Source organism: Bacillus atrophaeus, from assembly GCF_001584335.1.
In the GTDB taxonomy this organism is placed as follows: domain Bacteria; phylum Bacillota; class Bacilli; order Bacillales; family Bacillaceae; genus Bacillus; species Bacillus atrophaeus.
Genome location: NZ_LSBB01000018.1, coordinates 636,802 through 657,144, shown reverse-complemented (window position 1 = coordinate 657,144; position 20,343 = coordinate 636,802). Strand labels below are relative to the sequence as shown.

Below are 20,343 nucleotides of genomic sequence, written 5' to 3'. Positions count from 1 at the left end.
TCCTCCAAAGCAGCTTTATTTTAAAATCCGCAATTGTTCCAAAGCCGGAATTTGTTTAGCCTCAAAAATGAATTGACATAAATGGATCGAATGATCGAGTTCTTCTTCTGAAAGTTCATGTTCGTTTCTTTCCATTCTCTCTTTGAGCAGTTGTAACTGCGCAAATAATGGCGTCACCAGATTAGAATAGGCCAATGCATCTTTGTTATAATTTCGTGCAATGATGGATTGAATCATCATTTTACGCAGCTGCTTCTTGCGTAAATGGACAACATTTTTATGTCTTTCCGCCGAATTGGAAAGGTAATGAACGTCAGATGTTTGACCTAAAGAATAAGCTGCAATATGATTCGTTATTTTTTTCAACAGACTGACCAAGACGTTATTGGGACCCATTTCGATGACTTCCGTGACCCCATGTAAAAGCAAGTAATGAATTGATTCTGCCCATCTTACCGGGCTCGTCATGTGCTGTTGCAAATGTTCCCCGACCGAATTTCCATTGCGGTACGGCCTCGCTGTGACATTCGAAATGATAGGCCATGCAGCATCCTGGAAGGTATACTGATGTAATGCAGCCTGGAATTGTTCGGATGCTGATTGCATCATCGCACTATGAAAAGGAGCGCTGACGTTCAAATAAGTATACTTAGCCCCCCGTTCCTCCGCTATCTTGATGACACGTTCAACAGCTTGCCGATGTCCGGAGATCACATGCTGCTGATCTGAATTCATGCAAGCTACGCCTGCCGGAAAGTCTTCCGTCGACATTTCTGAACATATGTCTTGCAATGTTTGGAGATCGATCTGAGTTACTGCGGCCATCGTCCCCAGCTGCTGAGGATCTGCATTTTGCATGAGAACTCCCCGCTGCCTTACAAGCTTAATGGCATCTTGAAAAGAAAGAGCGCCGGCACAGACAAGAGCTGAATATTCTCCTAAGCTATGACCTGCCAGAAAGTGCGGTTTAACTCCTATTTCTTGCATATACACTTGATAAGCAATGACACTGACCGTTAAAATGGCGGGCTGCGCATTCATCGTCTTAGTCAATTCTTTTATATCTCCGTCAAAACACAGCTTTTTTACATCCATGGAGATGGCATCGCTCGCCTCTTCAAATAATCTCTTCGCGAGCACAAAATCATTCCAAAAACTTTTACCCATCCCTACAAATTGAGAACCTTGTCCAGGAAATAAAAAGGCAAGACTGTTCATTAGCTCCCTCCAATCTCATCGCAAAAATATCCATAATAATACAAAATATTACTTTATATAACACCATATCATAATTATAGCAGCCCTGTATAGAAGACTTTTGGAGGAGTTATATTCGTTTTTGCAAGCGACTAGATACCATCTATCCATAAAATAAAATATAGTACCAAAACCGAAAAATCAGTCTTCTGCCATGTTAATCGTATTTCACTTTCCGCTAAAAACGATAGGCCTGATGGGGGTAGCATCAGGCAAATGCGAATTTACAACGTTAAGAAAATTTTCAACATTAAAAAGCCTAATTTCTCAATTTGATGCTGAAAAATTAGGCTCCGTTGTTCAATAAGATTAAAAAGAGATTTAGTTACCAGTTCTATTTATAACAACTTCAGGATTGCTTTGTAAGTTTTTTTCTTGCATAAACATTTTTAAGTTATATACAAAAAACATACTTTGAACACCGTCTATAGCATGGTAATTATTTAAACTAATATAAAACTGCTAAGTTGATTTTTTTAGCTCAGCTATTTATTGAATTCATTAACTGGAAGAAGTATTCAGGTTGATGAGTCTTATTTAGGTTATACCATGAATGCAATGTATCTGGTGCAAATACATCTAATTTTTTCAGTACTTCCATCGCAAATTCCAGAGGAGCTACTCCTGAGGCAGTAACCAAATTCTCACCAGTTACCGCAGGTCCCGTCTCATAAAATGTTTCTCCTTTATAATGAGGACAGACCATTTTAATATACTCTAAGTTATTGCTTGTATGCTTTCTAGAATCTAGGTACCCCATATTCGCCAGTCCCTCTGTTGCACCGCAAATTGCAGCTACAATAGTGCCAAGCTCTAAAGCTTCGCCAACTTTTTTCAAGATAGGCTGATGAATATCTTCTCCCCAAGTATTCCCTCCAGGTAAAATTAAAAGATCTTTACTCTCAAGATTACACTCACCAAGGGGAATGTCTGGTTTTATGCTCAACCCTCCCATTGTAGTAATCATTTCTTTATTAGCCCCTACTGTAACTACTTTTAAAGGTGCTGCATCTTTTTTGAAATATCTTCCCGAATTTAGTTCAGCAATTAAATATCCATATTCCCAGTCTGACATTGTATGAAATACATAAAGATAAACTTTTTTTGTTTGCATCCAATCACACTCCAATCACAATTGATATAGCCTATTATAATATAACTTTCCTGACAGCTAATGTCAGGGAAGTTATCATACTTGATGACATTTTATTCATTCCGACAGAACTTCAATAAGTCTCTTCTTAAGGCTTATTGGCTCAATAACTTGAATACTTTTACAGTACGATAAATGTAAATAAGGTACATAAGTATGTATCATATTTTTTTCAAGAAGAAATACTGCATGATTTGAAGTCCGTTCTTGTAATTAATGTCCTAAAAACCACTGTTGTCAAATATCCCCCAACACCCTTGTGTTTCCATTAATACCCTTCTATAGTTGGAAGGAGGTTTTTCATAAAAAAGTCACGTGCTGAAAAATGTTCTGGCCGGTAAAAATTATTTTCGGTTAGCATTAGACTTTCAATTCGGTCTGCTCTAAAAATACGGATATCATTCCTAAGATGACAAAACTACCACTTATTATTCCGATAAATAATTCTGTACGGATACACCAATCTATACTTTGATCGCTCTTCACCAATTAGTATTTGCTTAGCCTTGAAATAGCCTATTTAGTGCTTCATCTCCATAATATCCGGCTTCTTCTGCAAAAACAGCAGCGTGAAATAAGTATTGAGAATCACTGTTTTCATTCTCATAAAATCGGTTTCTAGTAACTTATCCATACGGTCCAAAAAGCGTTGTGTCAATATTTGCATTCATTTTCCCATGATAGTAAACGGCGCTCTCTGCTTTACTGTCATTGCCAGATTCTATCGAAATGGCTTCTGATGACAGCCAGCCGCTAGAAGCGATTCCAAGTCCGTTTATGTTTGGCGTAAAACATCTTCCGGTTCGGATTCAATTCAAATAAAAAAGCCCGTCAATAGACGGGCCTTCATGTATTTACGGATTTGTCGACCATAAACCTGCAGTTTTAATAAAAATACGGGGATTCAATTTCAACTGAGCCACCATATATTCTGCCAAGTCTTCAGGCTGCATAACCTTTTCGGGATTGCCGTCCGTTAAATTCAAATCAATGGACATGTCACTCGCAACTGTGCTTGGCGTTAAAGCACTTACTCTGATATTATGTTTTCTCATTTCTTGCATGAGAGATTCTGTCAGTCCGAGAACTGCAAACTTAGAAGCGCTGTACGCACTTGTGGCAGGCGCTCCTTTTTGGCCGGCAGTAGAGGAAATATTAATAATATCCCCTGTTTTCCGTTCAATCATTTCAGGAAGAACAGCACGTGTCACATGATATACTCCCATCAGGTTCACTTGAATGATGTTTTCCCATTCATCAGGCGTCAGCTCTAAAAAGCCTCCGAATTTACTGATTCCGGCATTATTAATGAGGATATCAATAGAACCGAGTTCTTTTTTAATAGATGCCACCGCTTGCTCAGCCTCTGCTGCCTCTTTTACATCAGCAGTCGCATAAAAAGCCTTCACTCCAAGGGCTTTTACCTCTTCAGCAACCTTTTCCACATTGCCGGCAGTCCGTCCGATCAACCCGATGTTAACTCCTTCTTTGGCAAGGGCAAGCGCTGTTGCGCGTCCGATTCCTCTGCCTCCGCCTGTGATGAGAGCCGTTTTGTTTTGTAAACTTTGCAATTGAAGCACCCTTTCTTTGTTTACATATGTACGATACCACATTATAAGCAGATCCTCAGCAATTCGCAAATAATGTGCCCGCGGCTCTTCATATGGATTATTACCTTTCATTCAAGGGTAAAAATAAAAATAATATAATGAAGAAAGGAGTGATGTGATGTTTATCGTATATGCAAGTATTGCACTTTTACTGATTTCTGTTATTTTTTTAGGAATTTCTGTTATGAATAGCAAGAAGAAAATGGATCCGATATTGGAGAATATCACCGTGATGATCGGCTCTATGCAAAAAGATGTAGAAGAATTGAAAACCGAAACGCAAAAGCTTTCTCATCACCAAGCTTTGATTCAGAATGATTTTCAGTACAAAAAAACGACATTTCAAAAAACGGCAGCTGAAATAAAAGAAGTTCCTCGTTCTGTAAATGAACTAAAAAATGCACAAAAATCAAACACACTGTAATACAAAAAGCTATCCCATTGTTAGGTACACAATTTGACAATGAGATAGCTTTTTTTGGCAGATCAGAACTGCTCAAAGACTGTGATCGCTATACGACTTTTCTTGACACATGAACCATTTACCTTCGGGAAGTGACACGGTTTTTTCAAATCAAGGGCAACCTGCCGTTTTTATTAAAACCCTTCCCAAGGAACATAAGTTCGTATATACTTATGTATTAAGTGATATCAAACATGAAAAGGAGGAATTTTAAATGGCACATCTCGAATTACAGTTGTACGAATACAACAGATGGGCAAATCAACAAATTTTCAACCGGCTAAAAGAGCTTCCAAAGGATGTTTATCGTCAAAAAATTCAAAGCGTGTTTCCGTCAATAGCTCATGTATTGGCTCATGTTTATCTTTCTGATCTTGGCTGGATAGAAGTATTTTCTGGTAAAAGTCTGAACCAATCACTGATGTTAGCTGAACAGCTAAAAGAACAAACTGAGTCAAAAGAAATAGAAGAAATGGAAACAATGTTTTTTGAATTATCAGAACGATACAAATCGTTCCTTCATCAAGACGAACATATAGATAAACCTCTTGTTATTGAGAATCCTTCTGGCGACTTAAAAATTAGTGTGTCCGAACTAGTGCCCCATGTTGTGAATCACGGAACATATCACCGCGGTAATATTGCAGCTATGTTAAGACAAATTGGCTACGCTTCTGCCCCGACAGATTATGGTGTTTATTTATATTTAAAAACAAAGTGAGAGTAACTGAGGACCCCGTAACAAAACTTACATACCATCTCAGTCATAAAATAACTTATTTTTATGACTACAGCAAAATGATACGGGCTGCTGTACGCCTATCAGCAGTTTCACTATCCTTCAGTCCTTTGTTTCAGAAAGGGTGAGAACCTCTCAAAGCGTGTTCTTCTCATCCTGCTGGGCAAACTGCCAGCGGGATTTCACCGCAAATCAGACATCTTTTAAGGGAGAATAAATCTTTACGTCCAAATAAAAAGATGCCCCCGTTAAAAGGGGCACCTTAACTAAAACTAAGACGCGTACTCCGGAGCCGCTTTTATAGCTTTTTCCTCAGGCACTTGAATGAATTTTGTCATAACGGCGCTAGCGAAATAGAGCGCAGCGAAGATCCATACAACTCCCTCCGCGCCGACAAGTCCGATAAACATCCAAGCCAGTGCCGGGCCGACAAACGCTGATAAGCCTGCAGCCAAATTCAAAACAGACATGGCAGCTCCCTTGTCTTTTCCAGCCACCGTCGGAACAATAGCGCCAATCGGCACATAGCCGGCGAGCAGTCCGCCCCAGGTAAATCCTACAATGCTGACGATAAGCAAGTTTCCGCTGAAGAGAACAGGTGTATAGTACAAAAGCACAGTGAAAATTCCGCAGCCGACTCCGCCGAACCAAATGACGGTATTTTTCCAGCCGAATTTATCACCGATTATTCCAAAAATAAGATTGAATAAAATATTGCCAAGAAAAATTGTTCCCCAAATTTGCAGCCAAACATTTGTTGATATGCCATGCTGGGCCATATGCATAGGTAGAAAAACCGGAAATCCGTAAGTGCCTATGCTGTTAATGATGCGGATGACTCCCCCTGTCAAAACACGAGGGTTTTTCACTAAAATCGTAACACCTTTTAACAGCTCGTTTGCTGTATCTTCTTTGCTTGCTTTTTTCTTTTCAAAGCGGTCACGGTTCATGACTAAGGCGAAAAACGCACCAAGGCATACCCAGAAAATAGAGCTCCAAAGCGTGTTAATGTAGCCAAACGCCTTAATGGCATAGCTTGAATACCAAGCTCCAAAGACAAACATCCCGCAACAATAGGCAATCCAGAACCAGCCGACCGCCGTGCTGAGTTTCTTTTGAGGCGTGCGGTAGATGACCCATGTCAGGAAAGAATAAGCAAACAGCGGGTATCCTAACCCTTTAATAACGTATGTGATATACATGACAGGCAGGTTTAATTTCTCGAATCCAAAGGCGATAAACCCGGCAGTTCCGATGATATAAAATAATAAGCCCATAAACATTGTACGTTTCGCGCCAAAGGCTTCAAGGCATACACCTGAAAACCATGAAGCGATGGCGAGCGAAATGCCGTACACCGTAAAAATAGATGCAGACTGCTGCACAGTGAGCCCGTTTTCAATCAAAAAAGGACTGAGCCAGCCCTGTTCAAGACCGTCTCCCATCATAAAGATAAGCACACCTAAAAATCCCCAGCCAAGCTGCTTTGGTATTCCCATTTTTTGCAACATATCTGTTTCCTCCCATAGATGCTTAAGTAATGGATCGAATTAACTCATTAAAGTAAAGGAATGTATATAACCTTAAGGACGGCTGAACCTGTCTTTGGGCTTTATACCAGCACTCTTTTTTCAGAAGAGACGGAAAAATCAGAAAAAAATCGCTGAGTTTTCTTCCATTCTTCATATAGATCAGTTTCTTCTTGAAAGTCAGTCGGCTCAATCACCTTGACCATATTTGAGAATGAATCTTTTATGCCGAGAACTTGATTGCAAATGACCGCGGCTCCAACAACGGAGGCCTGACTGAAACCTTCTTTGACATATACTTTTTTCTGAAGCAGATTAGCAATATATTGGGTCAGGGCACCGCTTTGAAATCCTCCGCCGCACGCCCATACATAATCTCGGCTTGTGGCGCCTACCTCTGTTAAAATGTCGTAATTCCACTTAATCGAATACGCAATTTCTTTTAAAGCCGCCCGAACAAAATGCGCTCTGCTTAATTGAGATGAAAGCGGTGCATCAAATATAAAACCGCCTTTAGTAAGCGCGTTTTTCTCTGTCGACAAATATGATCCGAGAGCTGATACACAAACTCTGTCTTCCTGAGTAAGCAAAGAGATTTCTTTTTCAATGACGTCATATCCTTCATTAGGATAGAAAATGGTTTTTAATTTTTGATAATTCAGTCCGGTGATTCCGGGATTCGTTTCAACAAGCCACTGCCCCTTATCCGTATGACAATTCAGCCAGGCCTGCTTTTGCCCGTCTTCTTGAATGTCTTGGATGATTTTGATAATAGGAGTCGTTGTGCCTGATACAATGACGATATCTTCCGGCACGGCGTCCGTGCTCTTAACAGCCAGTTGTGTATCACCGCCCCCAGTAATGACAGGCACACTTCCCGAAAGCCCCCATTCATTTGCAAGCTGTGCATCAACCTCTCCAATTGCTGTGCCTGCTCTCACCAGCCTCGGCAAGATGGATGGTGAAAAGCCGAATATGCCGCACAGCTCTTCTGACCATATATTTTGATTTACATCAAAGAGAAGCGTTTCCGTTGCTTGCGACGGCTCGTATGTCAAGATCCCGGTCAACTTATACGTTATCCAATCGCTGATGCTCGTAAATTGACTGACTTGTTTCCACAAAGAAGGCTGCCTTTGTTTTAACCCATAAAGCTTCAGTGCTGAAAAGAGCGCTGTCGGAAGCCGTCCGGTGCGGCGGTAAACCTCTTCTTTCAGCTCAATCTCTTCTTCCCACTCCTGTCCTCGATTGTCAATATTAGGAAGCCCGAGGAATAATGTTCCTTTTTTATCAATCAGAACAATTCCCTGCCTTTGGCTGGTTGAAGTGATGCCAATAATGTCTATAGCTTTGCTATGAGCAAGAGCCCGCTTCGCTAAGCCTGACACTTGTTCCCATAATACCTGCGGAGAAAAATAACGGCTGTCCGGGTAAAGAGGCTCTGTTATATATTCAATATCCTCACGCTCAATTCGATGAACCTTACCTGAGACCCCGACAATCGCAACTCTTGCATTTCCTGTTCCGATATCAAATACGAGATAGCCTTTTTCGTATGTCATGTCGCAAGCTCCTCCTTTATACGCCTGTTTCCAGCTCTTTTTTGTTATATAACGTCGGAATCGCGAGCGTCTGCTCCGTTTTCCACTTTTTAAGTGCCCCGTTCATGATAGCGACGTGATGATCTTCCACTTCGTAGGTAGCGCCCGCTAAATGTGGTGTCGCCAATACATTAGGCAAAGAAATCAGCTCATAATCAGAAGATTCCGGCGGTTCATTGTAGAAAACGTCTAAAATGGCTCCCCTGATTTTATTTTGTTTTAATACAGCCAAGAGGTCTTCTCTGTTTACCACTACGGCTCTTGATGTATTCACAAATACCGCGTCCTTTTTCATAAGATCAAAATAGGTTTGGCTGATGAGTCCGGCGGTTTCCTCTGTACGCGGCAAATGCACAGACACAATATCGCTATCTGAAAAGATGTTCTCAAGCGCGACTTTTTCATATTGCGGATTGTCGTGGGTCACAAACGGGTCATAATATTTCACCTTGCAATCAAATGCAGTTAAAAGCTTGGCGATTCTCTGTCCTACTGCCCCGAAACCGACCATGCCGACCGTTTTTCCGGTGATTTCATTGCCTTTAAATTGAACATAGGCCTGTAAATAATCACGGTTCCATTTTCCATCTTTTAACCACTGATTAGACGGCATTGTGTGGCGGAGAAATGTAATGATATTGCCAATAAACATTTCCGCCACTGCTTGGGCATTGCGGGCCGGGGTATAAAAGACCGGGATGCCTCTTTTGGTGGCTGCTTTGATATCAACATTTGACGGCATTCCTCTGCACACGCCCACAAACGCAAGCTCCGGTGAGGACTGTAATACATGTTCTGTTACTTGATCGAGCTCAGCAATCAACCCAGTCGCATTCGTGTCCTTGATCAGCTGAATTAATTCGTCTTCCCGGAAAGCCCTTCCCCGGCCTTTCCAAGATTGATATACAACGGCGCCGAAGAGTCCTTCGAGTTCCTTTCGGCCATGTTCGTTGTATGGCGCTGTAATTAATACCGTCATGCTGCAAAACTCCTTTTCATGTTGTAGTATTTTTGAATAAAAAAAATCTCTTTCCGCAGACGGAAAGAGATTCATGTATATGTATTTTCTGCTAAAGCAAAAAAACATGTATAAACCTTACTTTCCTATCTTTCAAGCTTACGCTTGCTGGAATTGGCACAATAATGTTGCCGAGGTTTCATGGGGCCAGTCCCTCCACCTCTCTTGATAGAAAATTAAAATATGAAATTTTCAGCATATTAAAAGAATAAATTCATCATAAAGAAGTCACGCATTGCTGTCAATCTTTTTTTCTGAATTGACGCTATAATGTGAAATGTTTATAATTCTAACAATATATCTAAAGATAAGGGGAACTGGGCCATGAATTCTTTCGCCACTAAACAAGATGGAGTCTTTAAATCTGTATGTTCACTCGACTGTCCGGACCAGTGCGGATTACTTGTCCATAAAAAAGACGGCAAAATTGTAAAAGTCCAGGGTGATCCGGATCACCCTGTGACACAAGGAAATATATGCAATAAAGTTCGAAATATGGCTGAGCGCATTTATGATGAAAAACGATTATCTGTTCCGCTGAAACGCATCGGCAAAAAGGGCGAGGCGGCATTTGAACCGATTTCATGGGAAGAAGCCATCAGCACCATCAGCGCACGCTGGAAACGCCTCATTGCTGAAGAAGGCGCGGAAAGCATTCTCCCCTACAGCTTTTATGGCAATATGGGGAAATTAACCGCGGAAGGCATGGACCGCCGCTTCTTCCATCGTCTCGGCGCAAGCCAGCTGGAGCGCACCATTTGCAGCAAAGCCGGCTCAGAGGGTTATAAATATACAATGGGTGTGAGTGCAGGAACAGATCCCGAAGAAACCATTCATACAAAGCTGTTTATTTTTTGGGGGATAAACGCTGTCAGCACAAATATGCATCAAATTACACTCGCGCAAAAAGCCCGTAAAAATGGTGCGAAAATCGTTGTCATTGATGTTCATAAAAATCAGACAGGCCGGCTTGCCGACTGGTTTATTCCGATTCGGCCCGGAACAGACGCCGCACTCGCCCTTGGCATCATGCATATTTTATTTAAAGAAAATATGCATGATGAAGCATTTCTGTCTGAATATACCGTGGGTTCTGAAGAGCTTCGAGACCATGTCAAACAGTATACGCCTGAAAATGTCTCTTTCATTACAGGCATCAGCGCGGAAGATATTTATCAACTTGCCAGAATGTACGGTGAGACTTCTCCTTCTTTTATCAGAATCGGAAACGGGCTGCAGCATCATGATAATGGCGGCATGATTGTTCGGACGATAGCCTGTCTGCCCGCTGTTACCGGCCAATGGCTGCAACTTGGCGGCGGTGCGATCAAGCATAATAGCGGCATTCTGGAATACAACAGCCGTGCCCTCCAGCGTCCAGACCTGCTGAAAAGCCGCACGCCAAGGTCATTCAATATGAACCAGCTGGGCAGAACGCTTTTAGAAACCGATCCGCCCGTCCGTTCACTATATATATATGGGACAAATCCCGCCATTGTAACGCCGGAAGCCAACAAAGTAAGAGAAGGGCTGATGCGGGAGGATTTATTCGTTGTGGTGCATGATTTATTTTTAACGGAAACCGCCAAATACGCGGATATTATACTGCCCGCCACCTCTGCTTTTGAAAATCTTGATTTTTACACCTCTTACTGGCATCACTACATTCAGCTTCAGCAGCCGGTTATTGAGAGATATGGAGAAAGCAAGCCGAACACTGAAGTATTCAGATTATTGGCGGAAGCCATGGGTTTTGAAGATCAAGAGCTGAAAGATTCGGACGATGAATTAATTCGCCAAGCGCTTGATCATCCGGACAATCCTTATTTGGAAGGATTGAATTACGAAGATCTTATTCTACATTCATTTATAAAAGCTAAAAGGGATAAACCGCTGTTTCCGGGCAAACTGCCGACACCGAGCGGTAAGATAGAATTATATTCTGACATAATGAAGAAAGACGGCTTTCCGCCTGTGCCGACTCATATACCGCTTGCCGAGGATGAAGATTACCCTCTTATGTACGTGCCGGGTCCTAATCATAATTTCTTAAATTCGACGTTCTCCAACAATGCTAAGCATATCAAGCTGGAAAAAGAACCTAAGCTTTTTATGAACACGCAGGATGCAAAAGAACGGGGAATTGAAGATGGAGAGCGAGTCCTCATTTGGAACAGCCGGGGCGAATGCGAATTAACCGTCTCAGTCGGAGAACAGGTCCTTCCGGGAGTGACAGTGAGCCAAGGGTTATGGGCTGATGAGCCAAACAAAAAACAACTTGTCAACTCACTTACACCGGACCGCTTGTCAGATATGGGCGGCGGCGCAACCTTTTTCTCAGGAAAAGTCCAAGTGGAAAAAATCACAAACACATCAATTTGATCGTATACAAATTAACCGTCAGACATCTTGTCCTCGCGGTTATTTGTTATTGATTTATTCACTGTCAACAAAAATGGTGACGACCCGGTTCCATCCTGCGCTGGCATCAGCGATATTTATAGAAAAAGCGCTTACTGTAAAACCATAAGGCTTCTGAAGCTGATCAAGATTTCAAAGTTTTTCGATCTGGCATTACTCTTTCCTTTGAAGAAATACAAAAGAAATAAGTAAAAATCGAGATAATGTCGACTATAATTGATGTATTTGGTTTCCCATGGTTCGATCGACCGATGACCGAAGAAAAGGGAATATGAAAAGCCCCTTCTCAATATAAGAGGCTTTTATTTCATACTCTCCAGATACTTGTTATGTTCTTTTTCTAAAACTATAATATCCTTTTTAAATATCTCAATTTCATATTTTTCTTTTGCTTCCTTAGACAAATTCTCATCTAAATAATGCCAGAGTTTTTCCTCACTTTTGGCTGGTTTATGTTTCTACTCTGTCAGCGACTTTAAAGATATTGAATAGCAGAGAAGATATTAAAGCAATTACAAAGAAAACCCCCACAAATCCACTCCAGAATGTAAGTCCTTCAAACGGAATATTAAACATTCTAATAATGATTCTGTGAACAATCCCCGCAATAATAAGCAGGACACTAGTTAATAATGAAAATCTAATATGTTTCATTCACCACAAACTCCTTTCATAATGAAAAATTCAAACTTCCTTTTTTTGTATTTATTCAACACTTTTAAAGAATCTCCTTTATGTTAATATTGGTGGTGAAATTTTTTCAGCTTGGCAAGTCTTAGTTTATATAAAAATAAGTTGTACTAATACATCTCCAATATTATTAAGACACAATGTTGCGTCAGATCCATCTATTTCAATGGTTTTTCACTCTCCTTTTCTCTTTAAAACTGCTGTTTTAGTTAGATTCTTCATCTCTCATAAGACTCCTGAATCTCTTGGACATAAAAAAACGTATCTGTCTTTCAGCTTCCGGCACGCTTTCTCTCTTAATGTAAAGTGCCAATAAAGTTGTTTAATTTGCAAAAAAGCCGTTTATAAAATTGTTTGAATATGGAATATCAGTATCCGCACGCTTGTTTTAGTTTATAAGCGTATTGTGGGTAAGAAGTGTAATGAGTGGTGTTCTTTATGAGAACTTCATTTTTCCATTGACTAAACGTTCATTCAATAATAAAGTAGTGTTAAATATTGTAATTGAATGGAGGGTTTGCAATGGATTTGTATTATGAGGTTAATGGAAACGGGCATCCTGTCGTTCTTCTTCACAGTGGGGGTGCTGATTTGCGAGATTGGAAATTTTTAACACCTCTTCTAGCCAAGCACTATAAGGTCGTTACTTTTGATGGACGTGGCACCGGGAAATCACCATCCCCTTTAGAGCATACCAACTATGTTGAAGATTTGCTGTCGCTGCTTGACCATCTAGAACTCGATAAGGCAGCACTCATAGGACACTCCTTCGGCGGCCAGATTGCCACTGAATTTGCTCTGAATTATCCTGAAAGAGTATCGAAACTTGTTTTGGTTGCTCCTGCTTTGTCAGGGTTTAGCTATTCACAAGAGTTTACTGCGTATTTGAATAAAATTAATGAGGCTGCCCCGGATATAGAAAAGATGCTTGAGCTTTCGCTTAGTGCCTCATTATATCATGTTGTAATGGCCGGTCCCCACCGGAATCTGATGGTTCAAATGCAGCGGCATTATTTCAAACGGATTTTAAAATGGCCAGCTTTTGAAATGATTTGGCCGCAGCCTCCAGCTATTGATAGGTTAGAGGAATTGAATGCCGATACACTATTCATTATCGGCAAGGAGGACTTCCAAGATAACCATCGTGTTGCAGATTGTTTTCGAATAGTCCCAAAAGCTCGTTTCGTTGAAATCGCCGATGCAGATCATATGGTAACGCTCACCCATCCTGAAAATCTATATCACCATATTACTTGCTTTATGGAGGACTGAAGTTTACCATGCCAAGATCTCAGAAAGAAAATGAAAGAATTCGTCAGTTAGCCAAAGAGAATATTCGTAGTGCTGCTATGAGGTTATTCATCAAACAGGGATATCATGCTACTTCTATTAGCGATGTAGCTAAAGAAGCAGGCATATCTAAAGGGCTGCTATACAATTATTATAAAGGCAAAGAGGAACTTCTTGCTACAATGGCCGAAGCCAGAATCGGGGAATTGATTGAGGTAATGGAAGGTGCGACCGCTTTTGAGACACCTTCTGAACAACTTAGGTTTATTATAGAAGGTGCGATCGATAACGTCTATCAAAAGCCGGAACTATTCCGTTTCTACCTGCACCTGCAAACACAGCCAGAAGCAGATCAAAAGCTGATCAAATACAGTAATATGCTGATTGAAGAAAGTGCCAGACAGTTCGAGTTACAGTGTGAGATGTTCGAAAAGCTGGGTGTAAAGGAGCCGCGGAAACGGTCGTTATACTTTTCATCCACGCTTCAAGGGATCATGTTAATGATATCTACTTATCCGCAACAGTTTCCCATTGAAGAAGTAAAAATACAGATGATTCGTGAATTTTGCTTCTTGTCTTCGGAATAAAAGTAATCAATAAGGGATATCAGCAGTTGTGATATTGCGGAATAACTCTTTGCTTCTAAACAACTTTATTGTTGATTATTTTGATAAAAATAATATCGGATAAAGAAAATTAAACATCTGTTTTTATTATACCGTTCTAATTTCGAACGGTGTTATGTGTGTTTGGAGAATAAAATTAAATGACTTTATTGCAACTTCAAACTTAATACATGGACATATAAGATAACATCATGCCAGGTTGTTTGAACTTCAGTAACTCTGTCCCCTAAAGTTGCTCCTAGAGAAGCCATATTAGAAACAAGATTCTCTTCTTTCTTAGAATAAACTTTTTAAAATCTGATAGCAGCATAGGCCTTCTAATTAATGCAATAACAGCACAAACTGAATTTATCCATACACATTGTTTTTCGGGTCTTATTTAATGCTAACCTCTTCTGCTGGCTCCTATGCATATGAAGGGAAAAGCTTAAAAATTCTTTTCGAATTATAAATAAAATGATAGTTTTAATAAGACTTTTTTGTCTTCTTATTAAAACTATCAAGCATTACATGCTTCTTATTCCAACCATCACAAAACCTAATTTCCTTCTCTTCTCGTTATCCGTTTCAAATAAGCTCAACTGCTGATTCACATCATTTTTAATATTAGATAAAGTAACTGAAGTACTCCTCACTGTTTTCCCTTCATAAAACTTATCGAAGAGTATTAAACAATATTTATAAATATCCATGGTGATATTTGTAGAGCCATCAATTGTTTTTGATCGGTGAAATCCTCCGCCAAACTCGTCTTTGCTGTAGCCTATCCCAAACTAATTGTTCTTCCCACTTTATTTTGAGTACGAGTTCTTCTTCCCACTTCTTCGCATAACTCCAAAAGCACAGATTCTTCTCTTTTTGTGTAGCCCCTGAGCAGTATCTGACTCTTACCAAAACTGATATCACCTTGCATTAAAGGTGCGCCAAAGGGGATGATGCTTATGTCAACATTTCAAGAATTAATGCTGATGCTTGCTTTTGGGTCGTTTATAATCGCCCTGTTGACGTATATAAATAAAAAATAGACCTCCCTTGAGCCCTGAACAAGTTTAAGAGAATGGTCTATTCCAAGAATACCTATTTAGCAAGCCCCTTGAGGGCAGCTTTTTGTACATGCCGGGGTGTTGGTAGCACCCTGGTCTTTTTTATATTATGCATTTCTCTTAGAAGAAATAAATGGTGACTGTACCACATAACTACAATGTGGTGAAGTGATATTATAATACACTAAAAGAAACGATTGAAATTTCGTCCCAGTCCTCATCTTCTTACCAGTTTTCTTCCCTTCGAAAAGAAAAAGAGGCTTGCGATGGAGATAGCCCCTAATGTAAGAAACATCGTTGTACCTCCATATGCCGATAGCAAAATTCCTCCAATCCAAGGACCAAGAAAGTTTCCGAATTCACTAAAGCTTTGTGCACCATAATAGGTACCTCTCATTCCATGGGGAGTTATTTGATCAATTTGGGTATATTCAGCAGGAACAAGCAAAATTTCTGCTAATGTAAAGATAATCATAGAAAGAATAAATCCTGCCCATCCCGCAGAAAAGGCAAATCCTACTGCGCCTAGGGTAAGCAGACTACTCCCTAATATAATTCGATGAAATATACTAAACTTTTCAGACCATCTAGTCAATGGAACTTGTAAGATAATCACGGTAACCCCGTTTATACTCATTAATAAACCAAACAATTTTACACCGTCAACGATATTCTCCTTTAAATACTGGGAAAGGGGAACGGAAATCTGTCCATGCACAGTCGTCAGCATGATTCCTCCTAAAATGAAAAAGAACAAGACTTTATCACTTCTTACAACATTCCATGCCTGGGCTAAGCTAATTCTTTCTGCATTTAACTCCGTGTTCTGTTGAACGCTAAAAGATTGAAATAAGAAAACAAGGATAATGGAATAAACCAAGTAAACAGATGAAGTTAGTAAGAAGGTAATAGAACTCCCTCCTATTCCAAGAAAAGCACCCACCATAGGACCGATTGAAAAACCCAGGTTCATAGCCGAATACCGAGTAGAAAACACCCTGAACCTTTGGTCTTCAGGTGTTAAATCCCCTATAAGAGCCTTAGATATTGTGTTGAAGAAGGAGGTAGACACCCCTCTTAAAATGCTTAAAAAGAGGAGGAACAATGGACTTTCTATATAAACAAATCCAATAAAAACGATAGCTAAAACCAGTAATGAAATAATCATCAATCTCCTTCTTCCGAAAAAATCCGAAAGAAAGCCACCTATAAAACCACAAAAGGTACCTGCCAGAGGTCCAGCTCCAATAATGAGTCCGATTGTGGCAAAATCAAGCTGCGAAGTTTCACTAAGGTAGATAGCTAAAAACGGGATACTCATCGAACTTGTTAAAGAAATAAAAACTGTTCCCAACATCATAATATGAACAATGGGATGATATGCTTGAAAATACTTCCTCAATTTATTCATAAGAGGTCTCCCTTTTTAAATAAAAAACTCCTTAACTCTGTATTTAATCTGTCGATAAAGCTCTCTCTTAAGCTGTAATAGGCGGGAGTTGAATGATCGATAAAATGACTACGGATGATCCCCGCTTTTCGCAAAATGGTGATATGGTGGTGTACAGTACTTTTGGCTAGTTTTATATGTTGATGAATCTCGATTAGAGTTCGAGGCTTTTCAGCAATATAGCTTAAAATACCCAGACGCTTTTCATCAGCTAAACATTGAGTAAGCTGAAGTATAACTAATGATGATTCCTCTTTTGACGTTATTGTTTCCTTAATGGGATATAAACAAGTAGCCATTCCACGGAAATAATCCATCACCGTTGTTGGATAACAATGATACTGGGGAATAAGTATAACTTGTTTTAACTGATCGGTAGGTTCTACTCTCATCCCATTCGTTACCTGCTCAATGAGATCTATAGGACTACAGGTTTGGGCCTCTTCTTGTCTAAACCTTACTTCTTCTTGAAGGTAATCAAGAATCCCGGTATCTAGGCTTTTAAAGTAATGTGTATTCCATTCTGTTAAGAGATATAAAATTCGATCACGGACTTCTCCTAAATTTAAAGGAATAGAGCTAACCCAAGGGGAAAGTCTTTCATATAGCTCCCCAGCCGGAAGCTCTTCTAACCAATCTAGAAACTCTTCAACGGTTTTTTTCTCTGGACATTGAGAAATCAGTAACACGGTTCGGTGCAATATCTCCCAACGTTCATCTTCAAGTTCAAGAGCAAATCGGGTAGGAAGCTTGAGCTTTGTTTCTTCAACCCAGTCTTTTCCCAGTTTTATAGATTTTAAATTCTTATTATATATATATGTATACAAACTAATAATCAACTCGTAGGCTGGGGAATATTCGATTAATACAGAATAATTTCTTTCCATTCGATCACCTTCGAACTCTTTTCATTTATGATTAAATTCTAATGCTACTTTTTGGTTTAGTCAATCAAAAAATAAATAGAAACTGTCATTCTTAATTAGGCCATTTAGCAGTACATTTTGTATCGATGTAAACGAAAAAATAAAAACGAAGGGGCCTCATTTTGTTTCTTGAAAAACATGAATACGAATCGGCAAGGTTTTTCATTGAAAATTTCATTGCGATACTGTCTTCTTTCAACCAAATGAATAAGTTCATAAACCCTTGTTAATAATCTAAAATTTGATTAGCACCAGTCTCAATCAAAACCCGCAATTTGGCTATGTTAAAAATGTTATTTCAATTAAAATGAAAAGGCTCTTTTCGTAATCTTTGTTGCTTAATACAAAAAAAGAGCCGTCTTTGGCTCTTTGCAAGGTTAAAAAATGCTATTTGTATATTAAGACTTCCTTCCACCATCTATCCAGTTATTGAAGTCAGACATTATTAAATCAACATGATAATAGACACCAAGTGAAGGACTACAGCCTTTCTTCCATCATTTTCCTGAGTTCCCATTTTTACATGTCAACTGGATAAGCAACTGCTCCTACAATCCCTTCAAAGACCTCATCAGGCTTAGTAACGAGATTTCATAACCCTGTCACAGTATCTTTACCGACATCATAAACCCCTACACCAGGAATTCCTTGTGTCCGCTTTTACTTTTAGTATTTTTGTTGATCAACATTTTTACCGTTTTCTTTATTGCACTCTAGGTCACTGTTTGATTTCAATTACATATATCAACTAAATACTGTCATACAAATAAACGATCAAACTGAAATTTCTGCTTATCTTCTTCGATGATATTCGGTCCTACTAGACCATTTCAAACATGGAAATCAATAAAAACTTGCTAAATATCTTCTTCCATGCTATATTCATATAGCGATGAGCTGAATTGTGTAAGCCGATGGACATGCCCTTTGCGGGCGCACACGAATGTGGCGTGTGGTACATCGCCTCAATACGCAAAAGACGTTTGCTTTCGGGCAAACGTCTTTTTTTATGTTATCCTATTTTTGTTCCGTTGGGAACGGGATGTTCGGGCGCAAGCAGGACGACGTCGCCTTGTTCCGGAATGCCGCCGAGGACGAGCACTTCTGATTTGAATCCTGCGATCCTCCTGGGCGGAAAATTGATAATAGCTGTGACTTGCTTGTCGATCAAGTTTTCCGGCTGATAGCGTTTCGTAATTTGCGCGCTTGATTGTTTTAGACCAATTTCTTCGCCGAAATCAATCACAAGCTTAATGGCCGGCACTCGCGCTTCCGGAAACTCCTCTGCTCTCACAATCGTGCCTGTCCTGACATCGAGGGCTAAAAAATCTTCAATTGATGCCATCTGAATCACTCCTTTTTCTTCTTATTATAAAAAGAAAAACACATCCTGCGCTTTACCATATATCAGAACATTTTATCCGAATGAAAGATGTTTCTGTAGTCTCGCGGAGCCATTCCCGCCGATTTTGCAAACCACCTTGTAAATGAAGAAGGGTTTTGAAAACCGAGCTTCTGACTCACGGCAGTAAGCGGTTCATTTTTCTCTGCCAGCATTCTTTTCGCTTCCGCAAGCCGAAGGTCGGCAATGTATTTTTGCGGTGTTTTTCCTGTACGGTTTTTAAACCAGCTTGAATAGTACGCCGGATGATAATGTTCGAGTTCCGCCAGTTTTTTAATAGACAAAGTTTCCGATAAATGACTGTGTATGTATGCGATAGACGAGTGGGAATACGTTTGTATTTTTTCCGTTATGTATTGAACAAGCAGGTGCAGGGTATGTGATGACTTACTATTCGCTTCCTCCTTCAGCAAATAGCGGATTGAGGACCAAAAGGGGTCCACTTTGGCTTCTAGCCCAGAAGCCATATCATGATGCTCTATGTTCATGACGTGTAATGGAATATCCAGAACCAAGCATTCGTTTCTGCCGATGGAGCGAAAGCGATGTTCACACTCAGGCGGAATGTACAAAAAATGCTCTGGCGTTAACTTCACCCGCTGTTCTTCTGTTTCAAGATCAATATGGCCCTCAAGCGGGAATAAAAATTGGCTGAATTCGTGTTTATGTGAATGATAGAGGCGTGAATAGGTCCTTTTTTCACAAGTAATATTTTGCAGTGTGTCCATTTCATTCTCCATCCTTTTTTATGCGGTAATGATGTTTGGATATAACTGAAAACAGTCTATGATACAGAGAAATGGCAGGTTGATTTTCTTCGTTACATGAAAGTATTATGTGGAGCGCCATTGGCCTTTGACCAATCTGTTTAGACTCTGACAAGCTGGCTTCCCGCTCTCTTTCCCCGATGGCGCTTTGCACCACAATTTGTTGCACCGAAATTCGCTGTGAGCACCCATTCACCGAGCTTTTCTTGAATATGCGCAGACCATAAAGCTGCCGCTAATTGTTGTACTTTATGTTTATTGGGCTGCAACTCTGAGTGTCTCCCCTGCAATTGAATATTGTCATTATACAATATTCAGAAATATATGTCTTAAACAAAAAGAGCCTTATTCAAAATAA

The 20,343-nt window shown here is 40.0% G+C and carries 18 protein-coding genes, 4 pseudogenes and 1 riboswitch; of the genes and pseudogenes, 6 read left to right on the top strand and 16 right to left on the bottom strand.

The features are described 5' to 3' along the window. Positions 1-15: 15 nt before the first annotated feature. From fabD to AXI57_RS12210, 4 genes and pseudogenes are all read right to left on the bottom strand, one after another. The gene (gene fabD / locus AXI57_RS12220; RefSeq protein WP_061670216.1) at positions 16-1,218 is read right to left on the bottom strand and encodes an ACP S-malonyltransferase; all 1,203 of its coding nucleotides are present in this window, start codon (positions 1,216-1,218) and stop codon (positions 16-18) included. A gap of 520 nt (positions 1,219-1,738) precedes the next feature. Further along, entirely contained in the window at positions 1,739-2,371 is a 633-nt protein-coding gene (locus AXI57_RS12215) for a type 1 glutamine amidotransferase family protein (RefSeq protein WP_061670215.1), read from the bottom strand. A 96-nt stretch (positions 2,372-2,467) separates the two neighbouring features. After that, positions 2,468-3,021, bottom strand: a pseudogene (locus AXI57_RS20935) (helix-turn-helix transcriptional regulator); the annotation flags it as partial. A 243-nt stretch (positions 3,022-3,264) separates the two neighbouring features. Next, positions 3,265-3,981, bottom strand: coding sequence for a 3-ketoacyl-ACP reductase (locus AXI57_RS12210; protein WP_061670252.1), 717 nt, complete (start codon positions 3,979-3,981; stop codon positions 3,265-3,267). Positions 3,982-4,138: 157 nt separating this feature from the next. On the opposite strand from AXI57_RS12210, the gene AXI57_RS12205 reads away from it, so the two are divergent. After that, positions 4,139-4,444 carry a DUF948 domain-containing protein gene (locus tag AXI57_RS12205; RefSeq protein ID WP_003325839.1) on the top strand — a complete coding sequence of 102 codons (306 nt, stop codon included), beginning with the start codon at positions 4,139-4,141 and terminating at the stop codon, positions 4,442-4,444. Between the two features lie 253 nt (positions 4,445-4,697). After that, positions 4,698-5,204 carry a DinB family protein gene (locus AXI57_RS12200; protein ID WP_061670214.1) on the top strand — a complete coding sequence of 169 codons (507 nt, stop codon included), beginning with the start codon at positions 4,698-4,700 and terminating at the stop codon, positions 5,202-5,204. 290 nt (positions 5,205-5,494) lie between these two features. Here the strand turns inward: AXI57_RS12200 and AXI57_RS12195 are convergent, their stop codons facing one another. The 3 genes from AXI57_RS12195 to AXI57_RS12185 form a co-directional block, all read right to left on the bottom strand. Then, a complete protein-coding gene (locus tag AXI57_RS12195) occupies positions 5,495-6,733 on the bottom strand; it encodes an RbtT/DalT/CsbX family MFS transporter (RefSeq protein WP_061670213.1) in 1,239 nt (412 codons plus the stop codon). 101 nt (positions 6,734-6,834) lie between these two features. Next, positions 6,835-8,313 carry an FGGY-family carbohydrate kinase gene (locus AXI57_RS12190; RefSeq protein WP_061670212.1) on the bottom strand — a complete coding sequence of 493 codons (1,479 nt, stop codon included), beginning with the start codon at positions 8,311-8,313 and terminating at the stop codon, positions 6,835-6,837. Between the two features lie 16 nt (positions 8,314-8,329). After that, positions 8,330-9,406 carry a 2-hydroxyacid dehydrogenase gene (locus AXI57_RS12185; protein WP_174522091.1) on the bottom strand — a complete coding sequence of 359 codons (1,077 nt, stop codon included), beginning with the start codon at positions 9,404-9,406 and terminating at the stop codon, positions 8,330-8,332. Positions 9,407-9,453: 47 nt separating this feature from the next. After that, positions 9,454-9,545, bottom strand: a riboswitch (SAM riboswitch). A 149-nt stretch (positions 9,546-9,694) separates the two neighbouring features. Between AXI57_RS12185 and AXI57_RS12180 the strand changes: the two genes are divergently transcribed. Next, entirely contained in the window at positions 9,695-11,752 is a 2,058-nt protein-coding gene (locus tag AXI57_RS12180; protein ID WP_061670210.1) for a molybdopterin oxidoreductase family protein, read from the top strand. Between the two features lie 341 nt (positions 11,753-12,093). Here AXI57_RS12180 and AXI57_RS22560 read toward each other — a convergent pair. Together AXI57_RS22560 and AXI57_RS12175 are read right to left on the bottom strand one after the other, a co-directional pair. Beyond that, positions 12,094-12,228, bottom strand: a pseudogene (locus AXI57_RS22560) (YolC/YozM family protein); the annotation flags it as partial. Between the two features lie 13 nt (positions 12,229-12,241). Further along, positions 12,242-12,445, bottom strand: a complete 204-nt coding sequence (locus AXI57_RS12175) for a bacteriocin-like WGxF protein (RefSeq protein WP_061670209.1) — start codon at positions 12,443-12,445, stop codon at positions 12,242-12,244. 558 nt (positions 12,446-13,003) lie between these two features. Between AXI57_RS12175 and AXI57_RS12170 the strand changes: the two genes are divergently transcribed. Then, positions 13,004-13,753, top strand: a complete 750-nt coding sequence (locus AXI57_RS12170) for an alpha/beta fold hydrolase (protein WP_061670208.1) — start codon at positions 13,004-13,006, stop codon at positions 13,751-13,753. Positions 13,754-13,761: 8 nt separating this feature from the next. Further along, positions 13,762-14,358: a TetR/AcrR family transcriptional regulator gene (locus AXI57_RS12165; protein ID WP_061670207.1), complete on the top strand. Its 597-nt coding sequence runs from the start codon at positions 13,762-13,764 to the stop codon at positions 14,356-14,358. Positions 14,359-14,909: 551 nt separating this feature from the next. Here AXI57_RS12165 and AXI57_RS20930 read toward each other — a convergent pair. After that, a pseudogene (locus tag AXI57_RS20930) lies at positions 14,910-15,325 on the bottom strand (DinB/UmuC family translesion DNA polymerase); the annotation flags it as partial. Between the two features lie 7 nt (positions 15,326-15,332). Here AXI57_RS20930 and AXI57_RS21390 point away from each other — a divergent pair. After that, the gene (locus AXI57_RS21390; RefSeq protein WP_081250971.1) at positions 15,333-15,422 is read left to right on the top strand and encodes a putative holin-like toxin; all 90 of its coding nucleotides are present in this window, start codon (positions 15,333-15,335) and stop codon (positions 15,420-15,422) included. Positions 15,423-15,657: 235 nt separating this feature from the next. Here the strand turns inward: AXI57_RS21390 and AXI57_RS12155 are convergent, their stop codons facing one another. The 6 genes and pseudogenes from AXI57_RS12155 to AXI57_RS21745 form a co-directional block, all read right to left on the bottom strand. Next, positions 15,658-16,851 carry an MDR family MFS transporter gene (locus AXI57_RS12155; RefSeq protein ID WP_061670205.1) on the bottom strand — a complete coding sequence of 398 codons (1,194 nt, stop codon included), beginning with the start codon at positions 16,849-16,851 and terminating at the stop codon, positions 15,658-15,660. Further along, positions 16,848-17,777, bottom strand: a complete 930-nt coding sequence (locus AXI57_RS12150) for an ArsR/SmtB family transcription factor (protein ID WP_061670204.1) — start codon at positions 17,775-17,777, stop codon at positions 16,848-16,850. The genes AXI57_RS12155 and AXI57_RS12150 overlap by 4 nt, the downstream gene beginning before the upstream one ends. A gap of 143 nt (positions 17,778-17,920) precedes the next feature. Beyond that, a pseudogene (locus AXI57_RS22490) lies at positions 17,921-18,024 on the bottom strand (RNA-guided endonuclease TnpB family protein); the annotation flags it as partial. Between the two features lie 804 nt (positions 18,025-18,828). Then, positions 18,829-19,161: a chaperone CsaA gene (gene csaA, locus AXI57_RS12145; RefSeq protein WP_010788900.1), complete on the bottom strand. Its 333-nt coding sequence runs from the start codon at positions 19,159-19,161 to the stop codon at positions 18,829-18,831. Positions 19,162-19,223: 62 nt separating this feature from the next. Beyond that, complete coding sequence (locus tag AXI57_RS12140) at positions 19,224-19,946, bottom strand: AraC family transcriptional regulator (protein WP_010788901.1); 723 nt, start codon at positions 19,944-19,946, stop codon at positions 19,224-19,226. Between the two features lie 140 nt (positions 19,947-20,086). Beyond that, entirely contained in the window at positions 20,087-20,254 is a 168-nt protein-coding gene (locus AXI57_RS21745; RefSeq protein WP_169800242.1) for a hypothetical protein, read from the bottom strand. Positions 20,255-20,343: the final 89 nt, after the last annotated feature.

Bases quoted from the DNA above. Each gene is read 5' to 3' on its own strand.
- fabD (WP_061670216.1), bottom strand. From the start codon at position 1,218: ATGAACAGTCTTGCCTTTTTATTTCCTGGACAAGGTTCTCAATTTGTA.
- AXI57_RS12215 (WP_061670215.1), bottom strand. From the start codon at position 2,371: ATGCAAACAAAAAAAGTTTATCTTTATGTATTTCATACAATGTCAGAC.
- AXI57_RS12205 (WP_003325839.1), top strand. From the start codon at position 4,139: ATGTTTATCGTATATGCAAGTATTGCACTTTTACTGATTTCTGTTATT.
- AXI57_RS12200 (WP_061670214.1), top strand. From the start codon at position 4,698: ATGGCACATCTCGAATTACAGTTGTACGAATACAACAGATGGGCAAAT.
- AXI57_RS12195 (WP_061670213.1), bottom strand. From the start codon at position 6,733: ATGTTGCAAAAAATGGGAATACCAAAGCAGCTTGGCTGGGGATTTTTA.
- AXI57_RS12190 (WP_061670212.1), bottom strand. From the start codon at position 8,313: ATGACATACGAAAAAGGCTATCTCGTATTTGATATCGGAACAGGAAAT.
- AXI57_RS12185 (WP_174522091.1), bottom strand. From the start codon at position 9,406: ATGAATCTCTTTCCGTCTGCGGAAAGAGATTTTTTTTATTCAAAAATA.
- AXI57_RS12180 (WP_061670210.1), top strand. From the start codon at position 9,695: ATGAATTCTTTCGCCACTAAACAAGATGGAGTCTTTAAATCTGTATGT.
- AXI57_RS12175 (WP_061670209.1), bottom strand. From the start codon at position 12,445: ATGAAACATATTAGATTTTCATTATTAACTAGTGTCCTGCTTATTATT.
- AXI57_RS12170 (WP_061670208.1), top strand. From the start codon at position 13,004: ATGGATTTGTATTATGAGGTTAATGGAAACGGGCATCCTGTCGTTCTT.
- AXI57_RS12165 (WP_061670207.1), top strand. From the start codon at position 13,762: ATGCCAAGATCTCAGAAAGAAAATGAAAGAATTCGTCAGTTAGCCAAA.
- AXI57_RS21390 (WP_081250971.1), top strand. From the start codon at position 15,333: ATGCTTATGTCAACATTTCAAGAATTAATGCTGATGCTTGCTTTTGGG.
- AXI57_RS12155 (WP_061670205.1), bottom strand. From the start codon at position 16,851: ATGAATAAATTGAGGAAGTATTTTCAAGCATATCATCCCATTGTTCAT.
- AXI57_RS12150 (WP_061670204.1), bottom strand. From the start codon at position 17,777: ATGGAAAGAAATTATTCTGTATTAATCGAATATTCCCCAGCCTACGAG.
- csaA (WP_010788900.1), bottom strand. From the start codon at position 19,161: ATGGCATCAATTGAAGATTTTTTAGCCCTCGATGTCAGGACAGGCACG.
- AXI57_RS12140 (WP_010788901.1), bottom strand. From the start codon at position 19,946: ATGGACACACTGCAAAATATTACTTGTGAAAAAAGGACCTATTCACGC.